The sequence below is a fragment of the Streptomyces sp. 8K308 genome, assembly GCF_004348315.1.
GTDB lineage: Bacteria > Actinomycetota > Actinomycetes > Streptomycetales > Streptomycetaceae > Streptomyces.
Genome location: NZ_SMKC01000035.1, coordinates 1 through 16,377 on the forward strand (window position 1 = coordinate 1; position 16,377 = coordinate 16,377).

Annotated in this window: 17 protein-coding genes; 5 read left to right on the plus strand and 12 right to left on the minus strand. The window is 74.8% G+C overall.

Annotated features, from left to right (window positions below; genetic code table 11):
- Positions 1-4: 4 nt before the first annotated feature.
- Positions 5-1,213, minus strand: a complete 1,209-nt coding sequence (locus tag E1265_RS07995; protein WP_132929538.1) for an ROK family protein — start codon at positions 1,211-1,213, stop codon at positions 5-7.
- An 83-nt stretch (positions 1,214-1,296) separates the two neighbouring features.
- On the opposite strand from E1265_RS07995, the gene E1265_RS08000 reads away from it, so the two are divergent.
- Positions 1,297-2,478, plus strand: coding sequence for an MFS transporter (locus E1265_RS08000; protein WP_243740607.1), 1,182 nt, complete (start codon positions 1,297-1,299; stop codon positions 2,476-2,478).
- Between the two features lie 65 nt (positions 2,479-2,543).
- Positions 2,544-3,041 carry a DUF4442 domain-containing protein gene (locus E1265_RS08005; RefSeq protein WP_132929540.1) on the plus strand — a complete coding sequence of 166 codons (498 nt, stop codon included), beginning with the start codon at positions 2,544-2,546 and terminating at the stop codon, positions 3,039-3,041.
- Here E1265_RS08005 and E1265_RS08010 read toward each other — a convergent pair.
- The 3 genes from E1265_RS08010 to E1265_RS08020 all read right to left on the minus strand — a co-directional run bounded on the left by E1265_RS08010 (position 3,002) and on the right by E1265_RS08020 (position 6,205).
- A complete protein-coding gene (locus E1265_RS08010) occupies positions 3,002-3,667 on the minus strand; it encodes a response regulator transcription factor (RefSeq protein ID WP_132929541.1) in 666 nt (221 codons plus the stop codon). The genes E1265_RS08005 and E1265_RS08010 overlap by 40 nt on opposite strands.
- Positions 3,664-4,806: a histidine kinase gene (locus E1265_RS08015; protein ID WP_243740613.1), complete on the minus strand. Its 1,143-nt coding sequence runs from the start codon at positions 4,804-4,806 to the stop codon at positions 3,664-3,666. The genes E1265_RS08010 and E1265_RS08015 overlap by 4 nt, the downstream gene beginning before the upstream one ends.
- 148 nt (positions 4,807-4,954) lie before the next feature.
- Entirely contained in the window at positions 4,955-6,205 is a 1,251-nt protein-coding gene (locus E1265_RS08020; RefSeq protein WP_243740608.1) for a geranylgeranyl reductase family protein, read from the minus strand.
- A 161-nt stretch (positions 6,206-6,366) separates the two neighbouring features.
- Between E1265_RS08020 and E1265_RS08025 the strand changes: the two genes are divergently transcribed.
- Positions 6,367-7,743: a dipeptidase gene (locus tag E1265_RS08025; protein WP_132929544.1), complete on the plus strand. Its 1,377-nt coding sequence runs from the start codon at positions 6,367-6,369 to the stop codon at positions 7,741-7,743.
- Between the two features lie 24 nt (positions 7,744-7,767).
- Here the strand turns inward: E1265_RS08025 and E1265_RS08030 are convergent, their stop codons facing one another.
- The 5 genes from E1265_RS08030 to E1265_RS08050 all read right to left on the minus strand — a co-directional run bounded on the left by E1265_RS08030 (position 7,768) and on the right by E1265_RS08050 (position 12,649).
- A complete protein-coding gene (locus E1265_RS08030) occupies positions 7,768-8,316 on the minus strand; it encodes a hypothetical protein (protein ID WP_132929545.1) in 549 nt (182 codons plus the stop codon).
- 114 nt (positions 8,317-8,430) lie between these two features.
- Positions 8,431-9,126, minus strand: a complete 696-nt coding sequence (locus E1265_RS08035; protein ID WP_132929546.1) for a class F sortase — start codon at positions 9,124-9,126, stop codon at positions 8,431-8,433.
- A gap of 118 nt (positions 9,127-9,244) precedes the next feature.
- Positions 9,245-10,267 (minus strand): NUDIX hydrolase, encoded by a 1,023-nt coding sequence (locus tag E1265_RS40250; RefSeq protein WP_132929547.1) that lies wholly within the window; start codon positions 10,265-10,267, stop codon positions 9,245-9,247.
- Positions 10,268-10,296: 29 nt separating this feature from the next.
- On the minus strand, positions 10,297-11,262 hold the full coding sequence (locus tag E1265_RS08045) for an ROK family protein (protein ID WP_132929548.1): 966 nt from the start codon (positions 11,260-11,262) through the stop codon (positions 10,297-10,299).
- An 85-nt stretch (positions 11,263-11,347) separates the two neighbouring features.
- Positions 11,348-12,649 carry an aldolase/citrate lyase family protein gene (locus tag E1265_RS08050; RefSeq protein ID WP_132929549.1) on the minus strand — a complete coding sequence of 434 codons (1,302 nt, stop codon included), beginning with the start codon at positions 12,647-12,649 and terminating at the stop codon, positions 11,348-11,350.
- A 244-nt stretch (positions 12,650-12,893) separates the two neighbouring features.
- Here E1265_RS08050 and E1265_RS08055 point away from each other — a divergent pair, with 244 nt between their 5' ends.
- A complete protein-coding gene (locus E1265_RS08055) occupies positions 12,894-13,112 on the plus strand; it encodes a hypothetical protein (protein ID WP_132929550.1) in 219 nt (72 codons plus the stop codon).
- A 42-nt stretch (positions 13,113-13,154) separates the two neighbouring features.
- On the opposite strand, the gene E1265_RS08060 is transcribed toward E1265_RS08055, so the two are convergent.
- The 3 genes from E1265_RS08060 to E1265_RS08070 all read right to left on the minus strand — a co-directional run bounded on the left by E1265_RS08060 (position 13,155) and on the right by E1265_RS08070 (position 15,451).
- The gene (locus E1265_RS08060) at positions 13,155-14,117 is read right to left on the minus strand and encodes an electron transfer flavoprotein subunit alpha/FixB family protein (protein ID WP_132929551.1); all 963 of its coding nucleotides are present in this window, start codon (positions 14,115-14,117) and stop codon (positions 13,155-13,157) included.
- Positions 14,118-14,178: 61 nt separating this feature from the next.
- A complete protein-coding gene (locus E1265_RS08065; protein ID WP_132929552.1) occupies positions 14,179-14,964 on the minus strand; it encodes an electron transfer flavoprotein subunit beta/FixA family protein in 786 nt (261 codons plus the stop codon).
- A 151-nt stretch (positions 14,965-15,115) separates the two neighbouring features.
- The gene (locus tag E1265_RS08070) at positions 15,116-15,451 is read right to left on the minus strand and encodes a thioredoxin family protein (protein WP_132929553.1); all 336 of its coding nucleotides are present in this window, start codon (positions 15,449-15,451) and stop codon (positions 15,116-15,118) included.
- Between the two features lie 194 nt (positions 15,452-15,645).
- Between E1265_RS08070 and E1265_RS08075 the strand changes: the two genes are divergently transcribed.
- Positions 15,646-16,359 (plus strand): lysophospholipid acyltransferase family protein, encoded by a 714-nt coding sequence (locus E1265_RS08075; protein WP_132929554.1) that lies wholly within the window; start codon positions 15,646-15,648, stop codon positions 16,357-16,359.
- Positions 16,360-16,377: the final 18 nt, after the last annotated feature.

The following is a 16,377-nucleotide window of genomic DNA, read 5'->3' on the forward strand; positions in this document are numbered from 1 at the left end:
GTGCTCACCCGGCCAGGGTGGCGAGGGGGTCGTCGAGCACGGGTTGCCAGGCGAGTTCGGCGGCGCCGACGAGGCTGTTGTGGCCGAGGACGCAGGGGGTGATGGGGATGTCGCCGGATCGGCCCCACAGGCTGTGGTCGCCGACGACCGCGCCGAGCCGCTCGGGGTCGGCGGCGAGCAGGGCGCCGTGCAACCCGCCGAGGATGATGCGGTCGGGGTTGAGGATGTTGACGAGGGCGGCGAGGCCGCGGCCGAGCCGGTCGATGACGGTGCGGGCGGCGGTGCGGACGGCCGGGTCGTCCGGGTAGCGCGTGGCGACCAGGTCGCGGGCCTGGTCGAGGAGCGAGCCCTGCGGGCCCGGTCGGCTGCCGGCCGCCTCGAGCAGGGCCAGCGGGTCGGTCTCGACGTCGAGGCAGCCGCGGCTGCCGCAGTGGCAGGGGCGGCCCTGGGGGTCGACGGTGAGGTGGCCGACCTCGAGGGCGAGGCCGGCGCTGCCGGTGTGCAGCCGGCCGTCGACGATGAGCGCGCCGCCGACACCACGGTGACCGGTGGCGACGCACAGCAGATGGCGGGCGCCGCGGCCGGCGCCGTGCCGGTGTTCGGCGAGGGCGGCGAGGTTGACGTCGTTGCCGCAGTGGCCGGCGGCGGCGATGCCGGCCGCGGCGAGGCAGTCGTTGAAGATGTCGCGGACCGGCGCGCCGGCCGGCCAGTCGAGGTGGAGTGGGTTGAGGGCGGTGCCGTCGGGCTCGGCGACGGCCGAGGGAACGGCGAGGCCGGCGCCGACGCACCGGCGGCCGGTCTCGGCGAGCAGCCGGGCGCCGGCCTCGACGACGTCACCGATGACCTCGGCGGGGTCGGCGGCGACGGTGACGCAGGCGGGCGCGGTGGCGACGATGCGGCCGCCGAGGCCGACGAGGGCGGCGCGGAAGCCGTCGGCGTGCACCTGGGCGGCGAGGGCGACGGGCCCGTCGTCGGCGATGGCGAGCCGGTGGGAGGGGCGGCCCTGGCCGCCGGCCACGGCGCCTGGGCGGGCGTCGACGGTGATCAGGCCGAGGCTCTGGAGCTCGCTCGCGACGGCGCCGGCGGTCGCGCGGGTCACGCCGAGCTCGGTGGTGAGGACGGCGCGGGTGGGGGCACGCCCGGTGTGGACGAGTTCCAGTGCCGGGCCGAGCACGTTCCGGCCCCGCTCGAGCCTGGTACGGGGATGGGTCACGCCCCTATTCTGGCTTTGTGCCTCCGATAAACAAACGCAGGGCCGTGCTGACCTGGCGTGTGCGGCGGGGGGTTGGGCCTCGGGTGGCGGTGGAGCCGGGGTCGCGTCGGCTCCGGGCGGCGCTGACCGCCTTCTTCGCGCTCGACGGTTTCGTGTTCGCGGGCTGGGTGGTGCGCATCCCGGCGGTGAAGGAGCAGACGGGCGCGTCGTCGAGCGCGCTCGGTCTCGCGCTGCTCGGGGTCTCGCTCGGGGCCGTGGTCACCATGATGCTGACCGGGCGGCTGTGTCAGCGGTTCGGGGCGCGTCCGGTGACGGTGGGCGCCGCCCTGGTGCTGGCGGCGAGCGTGGCGTTGCCGCCGCACGCGGGCTCGCCGCTGGTGCTCGGCCTGGTGTTGCTGCTCTTCGGGGCGGCGTTCGGGGCGTTGAACGTGGCGGCCAACAGCGCCGCGGTGGAGTTGGTGGCGGCGTTGGGGCGGCCGGTGATGCCGAGTTTCCACGCGGCCTACAGCCTGGGCGGCATGCTGGGCGCCGGGGTCGGCGGTCTGGTGGCCGGGCAGGTGAGCGCGGCGCGGCACCTGGGGGCGCTGGCGGTGCTCGGGGTGGCGATGGTGGCGGTGGCGGCGCGCTTCCTGTTGTCGGCCGCGGCGCCGGGCGGTCAGGCGCCGGACGGCGCGACCGGCGCCCGCGCGACGGCGGAGCCCGGGTCGGGCGGCGCGGAGACGCGCTGGTTGGTGTTGGTGCTCGGCCTGATCGCGCTGTGCACCGCCTACGGGGAGGGGGCGCTGGCGGACTGGAGCGCGCTGCACCTCAGGGAGTCGCTTGGCGCGAACGCGGGTCTCGCGGCGGCGGGTTACTCGGTGTTCGCGATGGCCATGACAGTGGGGCGGCTGACCGGCTCCGCGCTGCTCGAACGCCTCGGCCAGACGAGGGCGCTGGTGGCGGGCGGCGCGACGGCCGCGGTGGGGATGCTGCTCGGCGCGCTGGGGCCCACGGTCTGGCTGGTGCTGCTCGGTTTCGTGATCACGGGCCTCGGCCTGGCGAACATCTTCCCGGTGGCCATCGGCCGGGCCGGGGCGCTGGCGGGCGCGCAGGGGGTGGCCGCCGCCTCGACGCTCGGCTACGGCGGGTTCCTGCTCGGCCCGGTGGCGATCGGGTTCCTCGCCGACTGGTTCTCGTTGGCGACGGCGATGACGACGGTGGCGCTGCTCGCGGCGGTGGCCGCGGCGACGGCCCAGCTGGCGCGGCGGCGGATCCAGTCGGACTGACGGGCCGGCGGGCCGCCGCCCCGCGCGTTATTACCGTCGAGTAACAACCGTGGTAGCTTCGCGCCATGGCACGTTCTCTCAGCCCGAGGACCCTGCGGCGCCTGATGCGTTGGTGGCCGCCCTACCGGTCAGCCGGGATCAGGGTGCTCGACATCTCGGACGACTGGAGCGGCGCCCGGGTCATGCTGCGGCTCGGCCGGTTCAACCGGAACTACTTCGGGACGCAGTTCGGCGGCTCGCTCTACTCGATGTGCGACCCGTTCTTCGCCCTGCTGGTGCTCCACCGGCTCGGCCCCGGCTATGTGGTGTGGGACAAGGCCGCGGAGATCGACTACGTCTCCCCCGGCCGCGGCCACGTGTTCGTCGAGTTCGAGCTGGCCGAGGAGCGGGTGGCGGAGATCAGGGCGGCCACGGCCGACGGCGGGAAGTCGCTGCCCTGGTTCGACTGCACGGTGGCCGCCGCCGACGGCACGGTGGTGGCGCGGGTGCGCAAGCAGCTGTACGTGCGGCGCAAGGCGGCGGCTCAGCCCAGCCAGCCGGGGCGCACCAGGCCCGACTCGTAGGCCAGGACGACGAGTTGCGCCCGGTCGCGGGCGCCGAGCTTCACCATGGCACGGCTGACGTGGGTCTTGGCGGTGAGCGGCGAGACCACCAGCCGGCGCGCGATCTCGTCGTTGGACAGGCCGATGCCGACCAGCGCCATCACCTCCCGCTCCCGCTCGGTGAGTTCGTCGAGGGCCACGGCCCCGGCCGGCGGCTTGGAGCGCGCGGCGAACTCGGCGATCAGCCGGCGGGTCGCGCCGGGCGAAAGCAGCGCGTCGCCGGCGACCACGGCCCGCACGGCGCGCAGCAGTTCGTCGGGCTCGGTGTCCTTCACCAGGAAGCCGGAGGCTCCGGAGCGGATGGCCTCGAAGACGTACTCGTCGAGCTCGAACGTCGTGAGCATCACCACCCGCACCCCGTCGAGCCCCGGATCCCCGGTGACGCGGCGGGTGGCGGCGAGGCCGTCGAGCACCGGCATCCGGATGTCCATCAGGACGAGGTCGGGCCGGTGTCCACGGGTGAGCGCGACGGCCTCGGCCCCGTCGGCGGCCTCGGCGACCACGGTGATGTCGGCCTGGGCGTCGAGCAGGGCGCGGAAGCCGGCCCTGACCAACACCTGGTCGTCGGCGAGCAGGACGCGGATCACATGGTCTCCCTGAGGTCGGGCGGCGATGCCTGGTCGCGTGCGGCGCGGGGCAGCCGGGCGTCGACGCGGAAGCCGCCGTCCGGCCTCGGGCCGGCGGTCACGGTGCCGCCGAGCGCCGCCGCGCGCTCGCGCATGCCGACTAGACCGTTGCCCCCGCCGGCGCCCGCGCCGGTGGCGGGCCCGTCGTCGTCGATCCGGATGTCGAGCAGGCCGGGCGCGTAACGCAGCCGCAGCCGGGCGGTGCGGGATCCGGAGTGGCGCACGATGTTGGTCAGCGCCTCCTGCACGATGCGGAAGGCGGCGAGGTCGGCCCCCGGTGGCAGCGGCGCGGGGGTGCCCTCGGTGCTGGTCTCGACGCGCAGCCCGGCGTGGGCGGCCTGCTCGGCGAGGTCGGGCAGGCGGTCGAGGCCAGGGGCCGGCGCACGTGGGGCCGCGCCGGACGCGCGGAGCGTGTCGAGCACCTGACGCACCTCCCCCAGCGCCTCCCGGCTGGCGGACCTGATGGTGGTCAGCGCGGCGCGGGTCTGCTCGGGGTCGGAGTCCAGCAGCGCGAGCCCCATCCCGGCTTGCACGTTGATCACCGAGATGCTGTGGGCGAGGACGTCGTGCAGCTCCCGGGCGATGCGCAGCCGCTCCTCGTCAGCGCGGCGCCGCTCGGCGGCCGCCTGCTCGGCCTGCTCGGCGGCCCGCTGCGCGCGGCGGATCCGCACGAGCTCGGAGATCGCGAGCACGGCCACCATCCAGGCACCGGCGGCGACCGCCTCCCCCCAGTCGAGCGGGCGGTCGGCCGTGATCAGCAGCCCGGCCCAGAGCAGGAGCATCCCGCCGACGGCCGCCCGCCGGTGCCCGGCCGTGACGGCGTGGCCGGCGGCGACGACGGCGCTGAGGAACACCGGACCGTACGGGTGGTCGAGCGCCAGGTAGACCACGGTCACCGCCACACAGCCGAAGACGGCGATCCGTGGCAGGGCCCGGCGGGCCAGCAGCAGGAGCGGCCCGGCGACCAGCAGCAGCTGAGCCACGGCGTCCAGGCCGGCGCGGTCCGGCTGGCCGTGGGCGGCGAAGCCCGAGCCGACGAGCTGGACCAGCGCGACGGCGGCGGTGGACGGCCAGGGCAGCGCGGCGAGCGCCGCGGTCAGGCGGCCGCGTCCCGACTCGCCCGTCCCGCCGTCGGGTGGTGCCGCGCGGTGGATGGTCACGCGTCCACGCTAGCCCGGTGGCGCGGCGCCGGGCGTCCGCCCGGAGTGGACGCCCGTCCTACTCCCGGTGGAGTAGCCGCCCGGTTCCTCAGGCGCCGGGCCGGTCCTCCGTCTTCGGCGCCTCGTCCTGCTCGGGGCGCCCGGCGCGGTCCAGGGCGGACAGCGTGCGGCGGGCGACGGGGTGCGTCCGCACGATGCCGGCCAGCGTGGTGGAGCCGCGCGTTATCTGCGCGAAAGCGGTCCACGCCGGCCGGAACCCGACCAGGGCGGTGTGCAGCAGCCGGGGCCGCTGGGCGAACACGGAGAGCAGCCGGCGGCCGACACCCATCTCGACGCCGAGGCCGCTCTTGATGGCGAAGGTGTAGTTGAGCGCCTGCCGGCGGGCGTCCACCGCGTCGTTGGCCTCGGCAATGCGCACCGCCCACTGGCCGGCGAGCCGGCCGGAGCGCAGCGCGAAGGAGATGCCCTCCCTCGTCCAGGGCTCGAGCAGCCCGGCGGCGTCGCCGCACACCAGCACCCGGCCGCGCGACAGCGGCGAGTCGTCGGTGCGGCAGCGGGTGAGGTGGCCCGAGGAGACGCTCGGCTCGAAACCGGCGAGCCCGAGCCTGGCCACGAAGTCCTCCAGGTACCGCTTGGTCGCCGCGCCCTCGCCGCGGGCCGAGATCACGCCCACGGTCAGGGTGTCGCCCTTGGGGAAGACCCAGCCGTAGGAACCCGGCAGCGGACCCCAGTCGATCAGCACCCTGCCGGCCCAGTCGCCGGCCACCTCGGGCGGCACCGGGATCTCCGACTCCAGACCCAGGTCGACCTGGTCGAGCCGCACCCCGACGTGGGCCCCTATCCGGCTGGCGCTGCCGTCCGCGCCGACCACCGCCCGGGCCAACAGCGTCTCCCCGCCGGCCAGCACGACGGCGACGGTGCGCCGGTCGGGCACCGCGGGGCCGTGCTGCTCGACCCGGGTGACGGTGGCGCCGGTACGCAGCGCGGCGCCCGCCTTGACCGCGGCCTCCACCAGCCGCTGGTCGAACTCGGGCCGGTTGACGAGGCCGAACAGCATCCGCTTGGAGCGGCGGGTGCGCGCCAGGCGGCCGTTGAGCGAGAACGTCACCGCGTGCACCCGCTCGCGGAGCGGGAGTTCGAAGCCCGGCGGCAGCGCGTCCCGGCTGGGGCCGATGATGCCGCCGCCGCACGTCTTGTAGCGGGGCAGCTCCGCCTTCTCCAGCAGCAGCACCCGCCGACCGGTCTCCGCGGCGGCCCGGGCGGCGGAGGCTCCACCGGGGCCCGCGCCCACCACGACGACGTCCCACACCCCTCGTCCGGCTTCGTTCTCGCTGCTCACGATGTGCTGTTGCTCCCCGTCGCGTCACGTCTTCCGACCACCGCACGGCATCCTACGATCCTCCGTGCGCCGACCTGGGCTGTGGGATGATCGCGGCATCCCGACACCCCGCACCCCACGCTCGCGGGGGTACCGCACCGCGCCCTCACGAGGAGCCTCTCATGGAGCAGAGCCCGCAGCACTCCGCGATCTCCGGAACCGTCGCCGCCCTGATGCCGCGGGCCAGGGAGGAGTTGGCCGAGCTGGTGGCGTTCCGCTCGGTGGCGGACGCCGAGCAGTTCCCGCCGCGGGAGTGCGTGGCGGCGGCCGAGTGGATAGCGCGGGCGCTGCTCGAGGAGGGCTTCGGCGACGTGCGGCTGCTCGACACCCCCGACGGGACGGTGTCGGTGTACGGCGAACTGACCGGGCCCGAGGGGGCGCCGACGGTACTGCTGTACGCGCACTACGACGTGCAGCCCCCGCTGGACGAGGCGGCCTGGACCTCCCCGCCGTTCGAGCTGACCGAGCGGGACGGCCGCTGGTACGGGCGGGGCGCGGCGGACTGCAAGGGCGGGGTGCTGATGCACCTGCTGGCGCTGCGCGCGCTGCGGGCCGCCGGTGGGGTGCCGGTGGGGATCAAGGTCATCGTGGAGGGCTCGGAGGAGCAGGGCACGGGCGGGCTCGAGCGGTACGCCGAGCAGCACCCGGAACTGCTGGCGGCCGACGCGATCGTGATCGGCGACACGGGCAACTTCCGGGCCGGGCAGCCCACGGTGACGGCGATCCTGCGCGGCATGGCCATGGTGCGGGTCCAGGTGGACACGCTCGCCGGGAACCTGCACTCGGGGGCGTTCGGCGGCGCCGCCCCGGACGCGCTGTCGGCCCTGATCCGGATTCTCGACTCGCTGCGCGACGAGGACGGTTCGACCGTGGTCGACGGCCTCGCCGGGGACGGCCGTTGGACGGGCACCGACTATCCGGAGGACGTCTTCCGCGCCGACGCCGGGGTGTTGGACGGCGTGGCGCTGATCGGCTCCGGTTCGGTCGCCGACCGGCTGTGGGCACGGCCCGCGGTGACGGTGCTCGGCATCGACTGCCCCCCGGTGGTGGGGGCCACGCCGTCGGTGCAGGCCAGCGCAGGAGCGCTGGTGAGCCTGCGGGTGCCGCCCGGCGTGGACGCGTCGGCGGCGAGCGAGCTGCTTGCGGCGCACCTCAGGGCCAGGGCTCCGTGGGGCGCGCGGGTGACGGTGCGGGCCACCGGCGAGGGCCAGCCGTTCCGGGCCGACACCGCGAGCCCGGCCTACGCGTCGATGGCGGCGGCGATGCGCGAGGCATACGACGGGGTGGAGATGGCCGTGGTCGGACAGGGCGGCTCGATCCCGCTGACCAGCACGTTGGCCGGGCTCTACCCCAAGGCCGAGATCCTGCTGATCGGGCTGAGCGAGCCGGCGGCGCGGATCCACGCGGTGGACGAGAGCGTCTCGCCCGAGGAGCTGGAGCGGATGTCGGTGGCCGAGGCGCTCTTCCTCTCCCGGTACGCGGCGACCGCCAGGGGCTGAGTCGGGGCCGCCGGTGGCGGACGGTCAGGTGTGTCGGGTGGCACGGCGCCTGATGACGATCACGGTCGCGGTCACGGCCGCCATGGAGACCCCGGCGCCGGCCAGCAGCATGGTCGAGTCATCGGAGCGTGAGCCCCCGCCGACACCCGCCTGGGCACCGCGGGTGGGCAGCGTGGTCGAACTGGCCGTGGTGGACCCGGTCGGGCTCGGCGACGCGGTGGGCGAGGCGATCGTGAGGGTGGCGTTGCCGGTCTCCGAGCCACAGGTGAAGGTGACCGTGAACTGGGCGCCGACCCGCGCGTCGGCGTCGACGGTGGTGCGGGCCGACTGGGTCTCCCCCGGCATGCCGAGGGCGACCCGGTCGAAGACGGCGGACTCAGCGGTGGCCTCGAACTCGGTGCAGCCGGTGACGGTCAGGTCGACCGCGCCGCCCCGCGCGACCGTCTGCGGGGAGAGGCTGAACCCGAAGGTGTCGGCCTCGGCCGGTGCCAGGGCGTGTGCGGCGGGCACGCCCGACGCGAGAGCGATCGCGCTCAACCCGGCGGCGGCCAGTGCGGTTCGCGGTGTGGTCATCGGAATGGCTCCTTCGTGGGGGGTACGCGTCGTCCCGGTTCCCGACGTTAGGCACCGGAGCCACGGCGCACCGCCCGGGAGCGGCACCCGGGTGAGGGCGCTGCGCCGTCCGGGTCAGCGACTGCCCGTCAGACGCGCGAAGACGACCACGTTTCCGCTGTATCCGGTGGCCTCGTCGAAGGTGCCGCCGCAGGTGATGACGCGTAGTTCCGCGCCGCCCGCGTGGCGGTAGACGTCCTCAGGCACGTGTCCCTTGTCGTAGACGGCGACGTCGTAGACGGTGAACCGCACCGTGCGCCGGTCGTCCCGGGTGACCTCCATGGTGTCGCCGTGGCGTAGGGCCCCCAGGCCGTAGAAGACGGCGGGGCCCGTGGCGTCGTCGACGTGCCCGACGATGACGGCGGCGCCGGCCGCGCCGGGCGGTGGGGCGCCGTCGTACCAGCCGGCGACGTCACCGGCTTCCTCCGGCGGCGACTCGAGCCAGCCCTCGGGATCGAGGCCGACGCGGAGCAGTGGGGCGGCGACGTCGATGGCGGGTATGGAGAGCCAGGTGGGCTCGGCGGGCGGCAGGGCGTCGGCGGCGGCGCCGGCGGGCGCCGAGGGCACGTGCCCCGCGTCGTGCCGGGCGGCCGGCTGTGGGGGCCCGGCCGGTTCCTCGGCGCCGGCGAACAGCATGGACAGGCCGAGGGCCAGGACGGCCGAGGACGCGGCGAGCGCGGCTCGGACGCCCCAGCCGGACGGCTCGTCACCGCCGTAGGGGGTGGCGTGGAGGCCCGGCGCGGGCCCGGCTATGGACTCCGGTATGCGCATGGCGGTCACCACTCGTGGGAGGGGCCCCCGCGCGGGGGCCTTCACCATCACGCTAGAGCCGTCCGTGACGCGTCGCGATTCGACGCGGGCGCGGGACGCCACCGGGAAGGGCGGCGGATCAGGCGCCGACTGGGACGCCGGCCTCCAGGTTGAGCGCCCGCCCCTGGGCGCGGGCGCGCAGCGCCCAGCGCAGTCGGGCGACCCGGTTGGGCGAGAGCAGCCGCTCGGCCTCCGCCTCGGTGGCGAAACACCAGCCGCGCAGTTCCTCCCCGGGCAGCAGCACCTCGTCGACGCGCGCCGCGTCGAGGCGCCCGCCGTCGAAGAGCAGCCGCAGCCCGCCGAACTGGGCGGCGCTCGGCGGTTCCCAGTCGACCACCAGCAGCGCCGGCTCCCGGGCCAGCCGGAGGCCGAGCTCCTCGGCCACCTCCCGGACGGCCGCCCGGGCCGGGGCCTCGCCCGGCTCCACCACGCCGCCGGGGAACTCCCAGCCGGCCTTGTAGGTGGGGTCCACGAGGAGCACCCGGTCCCGGTCGTCGAAGAGCAGCACGCCGGCTGCCAGTGTCTGGGCGCGCGGCGGCGGCGTCTGCACGATCCGGCAGACGCCCTCGCCACGCCGTACGGCCTCGGCGAGCAGCTCCGCCGTCTGACGCGGGGTCAACAGCGAGGTGTCGACGGTGTGCGCGTCGGCGCTCAGCCAGCCGAGCGCGGCGTCGTACTGAGGCAGGTGCCCCAGGCACCAGTTGCGCACCGCGTCGCCGTCGCTGGCGGCGCGCTGGTCTATCCGGGCCCGCAGAAACGTTTCATCCGGACGGAGGAGAAAATGCTGGACCGTGATCCGGCGGGCGGCGAGCCCGCCGAAGATCTCGTCCCGGTGCTCCTGGACCAGCAGGGTCATGGGGGCGATCAACGGCCCTGGGATCTCGGCCAGCAGCGCCACCGCGGTGTCCACCACGAGGCGCCGCCAAGCGGGCAGCTCCTGCACGTCGTCCACCTGGGCCAACCGCTCCTTGGGCAGCATCTTCGACAGCTCGGCCCCGACCAGGTCCGGGTCGTAGAGCGTGCTGCCCGGCAGCAGGTGGAGCAGTTCGTGTGCCGCCGTGGTCTTGCCGGCGCCGAACGCCCCGTTCAGCCAGATGATCACTTAATCCCCCTCCTTCTTCGCCCTTGCTGTCAGTTGCCCGCTTCCCCCAGGATCAAAAACGTATCCGGATCACTCCAGCAGGCCGCCGCGGCGCCGACCAGGCCGGCGTCCGTGCCGAGCTGCGCCGGCACCACCTCCAGGTCGCTGACGTACGGCAGGGTGGCGTACCCCCGCAGGGCACGGCGCAGCGGACCGAACAGCACCTCGCCCGCCTGGCTGACGCCGCCGCCGACGACCACGGTCTCGATCTCGACCAGGGTGGCGGTGGCGGCGATTCCGGCGGCAAGCGCGCGGGCCGACCGGTCGTAGGCCTCAAGGGCGATCGGGTCGCCGGCGGCCGCCGCGACGGCCACACCGGCGGCGGTGGCGTCCCCGTCGGGCTCGGCCGGGCGCCAGCCGGCGGCCTGGGCGTAGCGTGCGATGTTGGTGCCGCTGGCGATGCGCTCCACGCAGCCGCGGCCGCCGCACGGACAGAGGTCCCCGTTGAAGTCGACGCTGATGTGGCCGATGTGGCCGGCGTTGCCGGTCGGGCCCGGTCTGAGCCGGCCGTCGAGGATCAGCCCGCCCCCGACGCCGGTGGACACCACCATGCACAGGGCGTTGGAGCGGCCGCGGGCGGCGCCCACCCAGTGCTCGCCGGCGGCGATGGCGGCGCCGTCACCCACGAGGGTGATGGGGAGGTCGCCGGTGAGCTTGCGGACGCCGTCGACGAGTGGGAAGTCGCGCCAGGCGGGGATGTTGACCGGGCTGACCGTGCCGTTGCGCGCGTCGACCGGGCCGGCGCTGCCGATGCCGACGGCCGCGGCCCTGGGCCACAGCTCGTGCTCGGTCAGCCGGGCGACGACGTCGGTCACGGACCGCAACACGCTCTCCGCCGACTCCCGGGCCCTGGTCGGGCCCTGGACGCGGTGGAGCAGGTCCCCGGTGCCGTCCACGAGGGCACCGGCGACTTTGGTGCCGCCGATGTCGACGGCGGCGACAAGATCAGTGGTCATGGGCAGGAAGCCTGATCCGAACCGACCCGGCTTGTCCAGTCGGATCATGGTGAGTTGCGCGACGCTCCGGCGCGCCGGGGCGCGGTCAGCCGCTCTGTCGGCCGGCCAGGGTGGCGAGTTGGGCGCGGCTCAGGCCGGCACGGTCGGTGACCTCGGCGAGGTCGAGGGCGCCGCAGTCAAGACCGCGGAGCAGGAAGCCGGCGAGGGCGCGGGCGGTGGCGGGCTCGTCGAGCACGGCGGCGGGCGGGCCGCCGGTGGTGCCGGGGCCGGTGGTCCTCGCGTAGGCGGCGAGGCGGGCGGCGGCGGAGTCGAGACCCGCGCGGTAGAAGGCGTAGACGGCCGCGTAGCGGGTGGGCAGGTGGCCGGGATGCATGTCCCAGCCCTGGTAGTAGCCGCGGGCCAGGGCGCGGCTGACGAGGCCGTGGTGGAGGCGCCAGGTGGCGTGCACCTGGGCGGTGTCGCCGGTGGGCAGAACGTTGGTCGAGCCGTCGGAGAGGCGGACGCCGGTGCCGGCGGCGGCGACCTGCATGACCGCTTTGGCGTGGTCGGCGGCCGGGTGGTCGGGAGCCTGGTGCGCGGCGCTGATCTGGAGGGCGGCGCTGTAGTCGAAGGTGCCGTAGTGCAGGGCGGTGGCGCGGCCCCCTGCGGCGTCGATGAGCCGGGCGACGGTGGCGGTTCCGTCGGGGCCGAGGATGGACTGGCTGGTCTCGATCTGGATCTCGAAGCCGAGCCGGCCCTGTGGCAGACCGGCGGCGGTCTCGAACTCGCGGCAGAGGGTGGCCATCGCGGCGACCTGCTCGGGGCGGGAGACCTTGGGCAGGGTGATGGCGAGGCCGGTGGGGAGCGGGCCGGCGGCCAACAGGGTGGTCAGGAAGACGTCGAGGGTGCGGATGCCGCGGTCGCGGACGGCGGCCTCGAGGCACTTCATGCGCAGGCCGACGAAGGGGGGCGCGGTGCGGTCCGCGGTGGCGCGGGCGACGAGCCGGGCGGCGCGGGCGGCGTCGGCGTCCTCCTCGGCGTCCGGCCGGGTGCCGTAGCCGTCCTCGAAGTCGATCCTGAGGTCCTCGACGGGCTCGGCGGTCAGCTTCGCGTGGACGCGCTGGTGGACGGGGACGGCGAGGGACTCGGGGAGGTCGAGCGTGGCCGCGAGGGCGGCGGCGTCCGGGGCGTGCGCGGCGAGCAGGGCGAGGGCCTGCTCGCCCCAGGCGCGGGTGGTGCCGGCAGTGAACCGGTCGGCGGGGACGTAGACGGTGTGCACGGGCTGGCGGGTGGCTGGGTCACCCGGATAGCGGCGGGCGAGGTCGGCGTCGACGTCGGCGAGCGAGGCGGCGACGCCGGCTGTCACCGCCGCCGTCAGGGTGGTCGTCACCGGTGTCCGCTGAGCCATCCGCACCACTCCGCCCCGCGCGGTTCAACATTACGTTGAAGAATTCGGTGGACAGAACCTAACCGGCGACCAGCCCGAAACACAACAGTCCGCACGTCATGCCCTGTTCACGGCGGGCGAGCCGATCGGCACCGAGCATTGACCGGAGGGCAAAGGCCGTGTCACGCGGCTGCCGGACGCTGGTGGCGAGGGCCCCGAGGCGGTCAGTCCGCGGGCCCAGGGCGGTCAACCAACGGAGGAGACCATGGAGTACTACCAGCTGCTGGCCGGGCTGGCCATCGGCCGGCTCAACGAGGACGACGGCAGCGGTCCGCCGCCGGCGGTGCCGGGGCACGAGTTGGACCGGCGGGCGAGCCGGCGGTCGGACGGGGCCACGAGCGCGGGGCTCGCGCGGCCGGGACGGCGGCGACGCGGCCGGTTTCGGGGCAGGACGCGCGGCGCGGCGCCCGCGACCGTCACCTGAGGGTGACGGGCGGGCGCCGCGCGGGGCCCGTGGGGGCTGGTGTCAGCCCTTGCGGGCCTTCACCTCGTCCGTGAGGGCGGGGACGACGTCGAAGAGATCGCCCACCACGCCGTAGTCGGCGAGCTCGAAGATCGGCGCCTCGGCGTCCTTGTTGACGGCGACGATGGTCTTGGAGGTCTGCATGCCGGCGCGGTGCTGGATGGCGCCGGAGATGCCGACCGCGATGTAGAGCTGCGGCGAGACGGTCTTGCCGGTCTGGCCGACCTGGTGCGAGTGCGGGTACCAGTCGGCGTCCACGGCCGCCCGGGAGGCGCCGACCGCGGCGCCGAGGGTGTCGGCGAGCGCCTCGATCAGCGCGAAGTTCTCCGCGCCGTTCAGGCCGCGGCCGCCGGAGACGACGATGGCGGCCTCGGTGAGCTCGGGGCGGCCGGTGGACTCGCGGGGGCTGCGGGACACGACCCGGGTGCCGGTGGCCAGCGGGCCGAAGGTGACGTCGAGCGGCTCGACGGTGCCGGCGGCGGGTGCGGGCTCGACGGCGGCCGAGTTGGGCTTGACGGTGATGACCGGGGTGCCCTTGGCGACCCGGGAGGTGGTGGTGAAGGCGGCGGCGAACACGGACTGGGTGGCCACCGGTCCCGACTCGCCGGCGGTCACGTCGACGGCGTCGGTGATGAGGCCGGAGCCGATACGGACGGCGAGCCGGGCGGCGATCTCCTTGGCCTCGCCCGAGGAAGGAACGAGCACGGCGGCCGGGGAGACGGCCCGGTAGGCGGCCTCCAGGGCGTCGACCTTGGGGACGACGAGGTAGTCGGCGAACTCGGGCGCGTCGGCGGTGAGCACGCGCACGGCGCCGTGCTCGGCGAGCACGGGGGCCGCGGTCTCGGCGCCGGCGCCGAGGACGACGGCGACCGGGTCGCCGAGGCGGCGGGCCAGGGTCAGCAGCTCCAGGGTTGGCTTGCGGACGGCGCCGTCCAGGTGGTCGGTGTAGACGAGGACTTCAGCCATGGGAATCGCGTCTCCAGCGGAAGGGTGCGGGCGGTCGGCGGGTGGGCGTCGGCGGCGGCCGTCAGATGAACTTGCGCTCGGCCAGGAAGGCGGCGAGCCGCTTGCCGCCGTCGCCCTCGTCCGTGACGATCTCGCCCTTGGTGCGGGCCGGGCGCTCGGCGGCGGACTCGACGGCGGTCCAGGCGCCGGCGAGGCCGACCTCTTCGGCCTCGATGCCCAGGTCCTCCAGGTCCAGGGTCTCCACGGGCTTCTTCTTGGCGGCCATGATGCCCTTGAACGAGGGGTAGCGCGCCTCACCCGACTGGTCGGTGACGGAGATGACGGCCGGCAGCTCGGCCTGCAGGCGCTCGGTCGCGGCGTCGCCGTCCCTGCGGCCCGTCACCTTCCCGTCGGCGACGGAGAGTTCGGAGAGCAGGGTGACCTGGGGGACGCCGAGGCGCTCGGCCAGCAGCGCGGGCAGCACGCCCATGCCGCCGTCGGTGGAGGCCATGCCGCAGACGACGAGGTCGTAGCCGGCGTGCTCGATGGCCTTGGCGAGGACGAGCGAGGTGCCGACGACGTCGGTGCCGTGGAGATCGTCGTCCTCGACGTGGACGGCCTTGTCCGCGCCCATGGACAGGGCCTTGCGCAGGGCGTCGGTGGCGTCCTCTGGGCCCACGGTGACGACCGTGACCTCGGCCTCCTCGGCGTCCTCGGAGATCCGGAGGGCCTGCTCGACGGCGTACTCGTCCAGCTCCGAGAGCAGCCCGTCCACGGAGTCCCGGTCGGTGGTCAGGTCGTCGGCGAACCGTCGGTCGCCGGTGGCGTCGGGCACGTACTTCACACAGACAACGATCCTCAGGCTCACGCCGGCTCTCCTACTGCTATCGGTCCGCACACGGGGCAATGGGAAGATCAACCCGGTTGTTACTGGCCAGTACAACCAAGGGTATCCCCCACGGGCAAGCATGTCGCACTGTGACCTTGCCTACGTGCGTATTGTCCGATCGCCCGGTGGGTCAGTCGGTGATCGCCGCGCCCAGTGCGGCGATCACGTCGGCCCGACGGGGCTGGCCGACAGCGCGGCGGACCACCCGGCCCTCGGCGTCCAGCACGAGCACGGTGGGGGTGCGGGAGATCCCGAGGCGGCGCGTCAGGTCGAGCCGCGCCTCGGCGTCGATCTCCAGGTGCGCGACGCCCTCGACCAGGGCAGCGACGTCCGCCAGGATCCGGCGGGTGGCCCGACACGGCTGGCAGAAGGCGGTGGAGAACTGCACCAGCGTGGCGCGTCCGCCCAGCGGTCCGGCGCCCAGGTCCGCGGCGTCCAGGCGGGCGGGCGTCACCGGTTCGCTCATCGTCGACGTCCTCCGCTTCGCTCCACGAGTGGCCTCGACGAGCGGCAGCGCGCCGGAGCCCCGTTTCATTCCCGGCCCCTGATGGCGCGGCCTCGCCGGGGGGACTGGCGATTCTCCCGGCTTTGGGGCACGATTCGGCCGCGCCGCAAGTTACGCAGGCGTAGGTTCGAAGCACTTGAAGAGGGGCCCTCCGCATGCCAGAGTTCGTTTACCCGCCGGTCATCGCCGCAGCGCGGACGATGTTCAAGGCGCTCGACCTGCGCTTCGACATCGCCGGCAGCGAGCACGTACCGCGCACTGGCGGGGCGGTGCTGGTGAGCAACCACATCGGCTACCTGGACTTCGTCTTCGCCGGGTTCGCGGCCCGGCCGGCCCGCAGGCTGGTGCGGTTCATGGCCAAGGAGTCGGTGTTCAAGCACCGCGTCTCGGGTCCGCTGATGCGGGCCATGAAGCACATCCCGGTGGACCGGGCGCAGGGTGAGGCGGCCTTCCGGCACGCGCTGAAGGCCCTCAAGGACGGCGAGATAGTGGGAGTGTTCCCGGAGGCGACGATCTCGCAGTCGTTCACCCTCAAGAAGTTCAAGTCGGGCGCGGTGCGGATGGCCCAGCAGGCCCAGGTGCCGATCCTGCCGGTGGCCCTGTGGGGCACCCAGCGGCTGTGGACCAAGGGCCGCAAGCGGGACCTGCGGCGCAACCACTTCCCGATCACCATCCGCATCGGTTCGCCCATGACGGCCGACCCGGACGAGCCGGCGGCCACGGTCTCCGACCGGCTGCGGGAGCGCGTCCAAGAGCTGCTCGAGGCCGCGCAGCGCGCCTATCCGGCCACCCCGCGGGACGCGGACGACGCGTGGTGGCTGCCGGCGCACCTGGGCGGCACGGCGCCGCCGCCGGCCCACGCTGTCTGAGCGGCGTGCCGGGTGCTC

Bases quoted from the DNA above. Each gene is read 5' to 3' on its own strand.
- E1265_RS08055 (WP_132929550.1), top strand. From the start codon at position 12,894: ATGGAGTACTACCAGCTGCTGGCCGGGCTGGCCATCGGCCGGCTCAAC.
- E1265_RS08035 (WP_132929546.1), bottom strand. From the start codon at position 9,126: ATGCGCATACCGGAGTCCATAGCCGGGCCCGCGCCGGGCCTCCACGCC.
- E1265_RS08030 (WP_132929545.1), bottom strand. From the start codon at position 8,316: ATGACCACACCGCGAACCGCACTGGCCGCCGCCGGGTTGAGCGCGATC.
- E1265_RS08075 (WP_132929554.1), top strand. From the start codon at position 15,646: ATGCCAGAGTTCGTTTACCCGCCGGTCATCGCCGCAGCGCGGACGATG.
- E1265_RS08050 (WP_132929549.1), bottom strand. From the start codon at position 12,649: ATGGCTCAGCGGACACCGGTGACGACCACCCTGACGGCGGCGGTGACA.
- E1265_RS08005 (WP_132929540.1), top strand. From the start codon at position 2,544: ATGGCACGTTCTCTCAGCCCGAGGACCCTGCGGCGCCTGATGCGTTGG.
- E1265_RS08060 (WP_132929551.1), bottom strand. From the start codon at position 14,117: ATGGCTGAAGTCCTCGTCTACACCGACCACCTGGACGGCGCCGTCCGC.
- E1265_RS08025 (WP_132929544.1), top strand. From the start codon at position 6,367: ATGGAGCAGAGCCCGCAGCACTCCGCGATCTCCGGAACCGTCGCCGCC.
- E1265_RS08045 (WP_132929548.1), bottom strand. From the start codon at position 11,262: ATGACCACTGATCTTGTCGCCGCCGTCGACATCGGCGGCACCAAAGTC.
- E1265_RS08070 (WP_132929553.1), bottom strand. From the start codon at position 15,451: ATGAGCGAACCGGTGACGCCCGCCCGCCTGGACGCCGCGGACCTGGGC.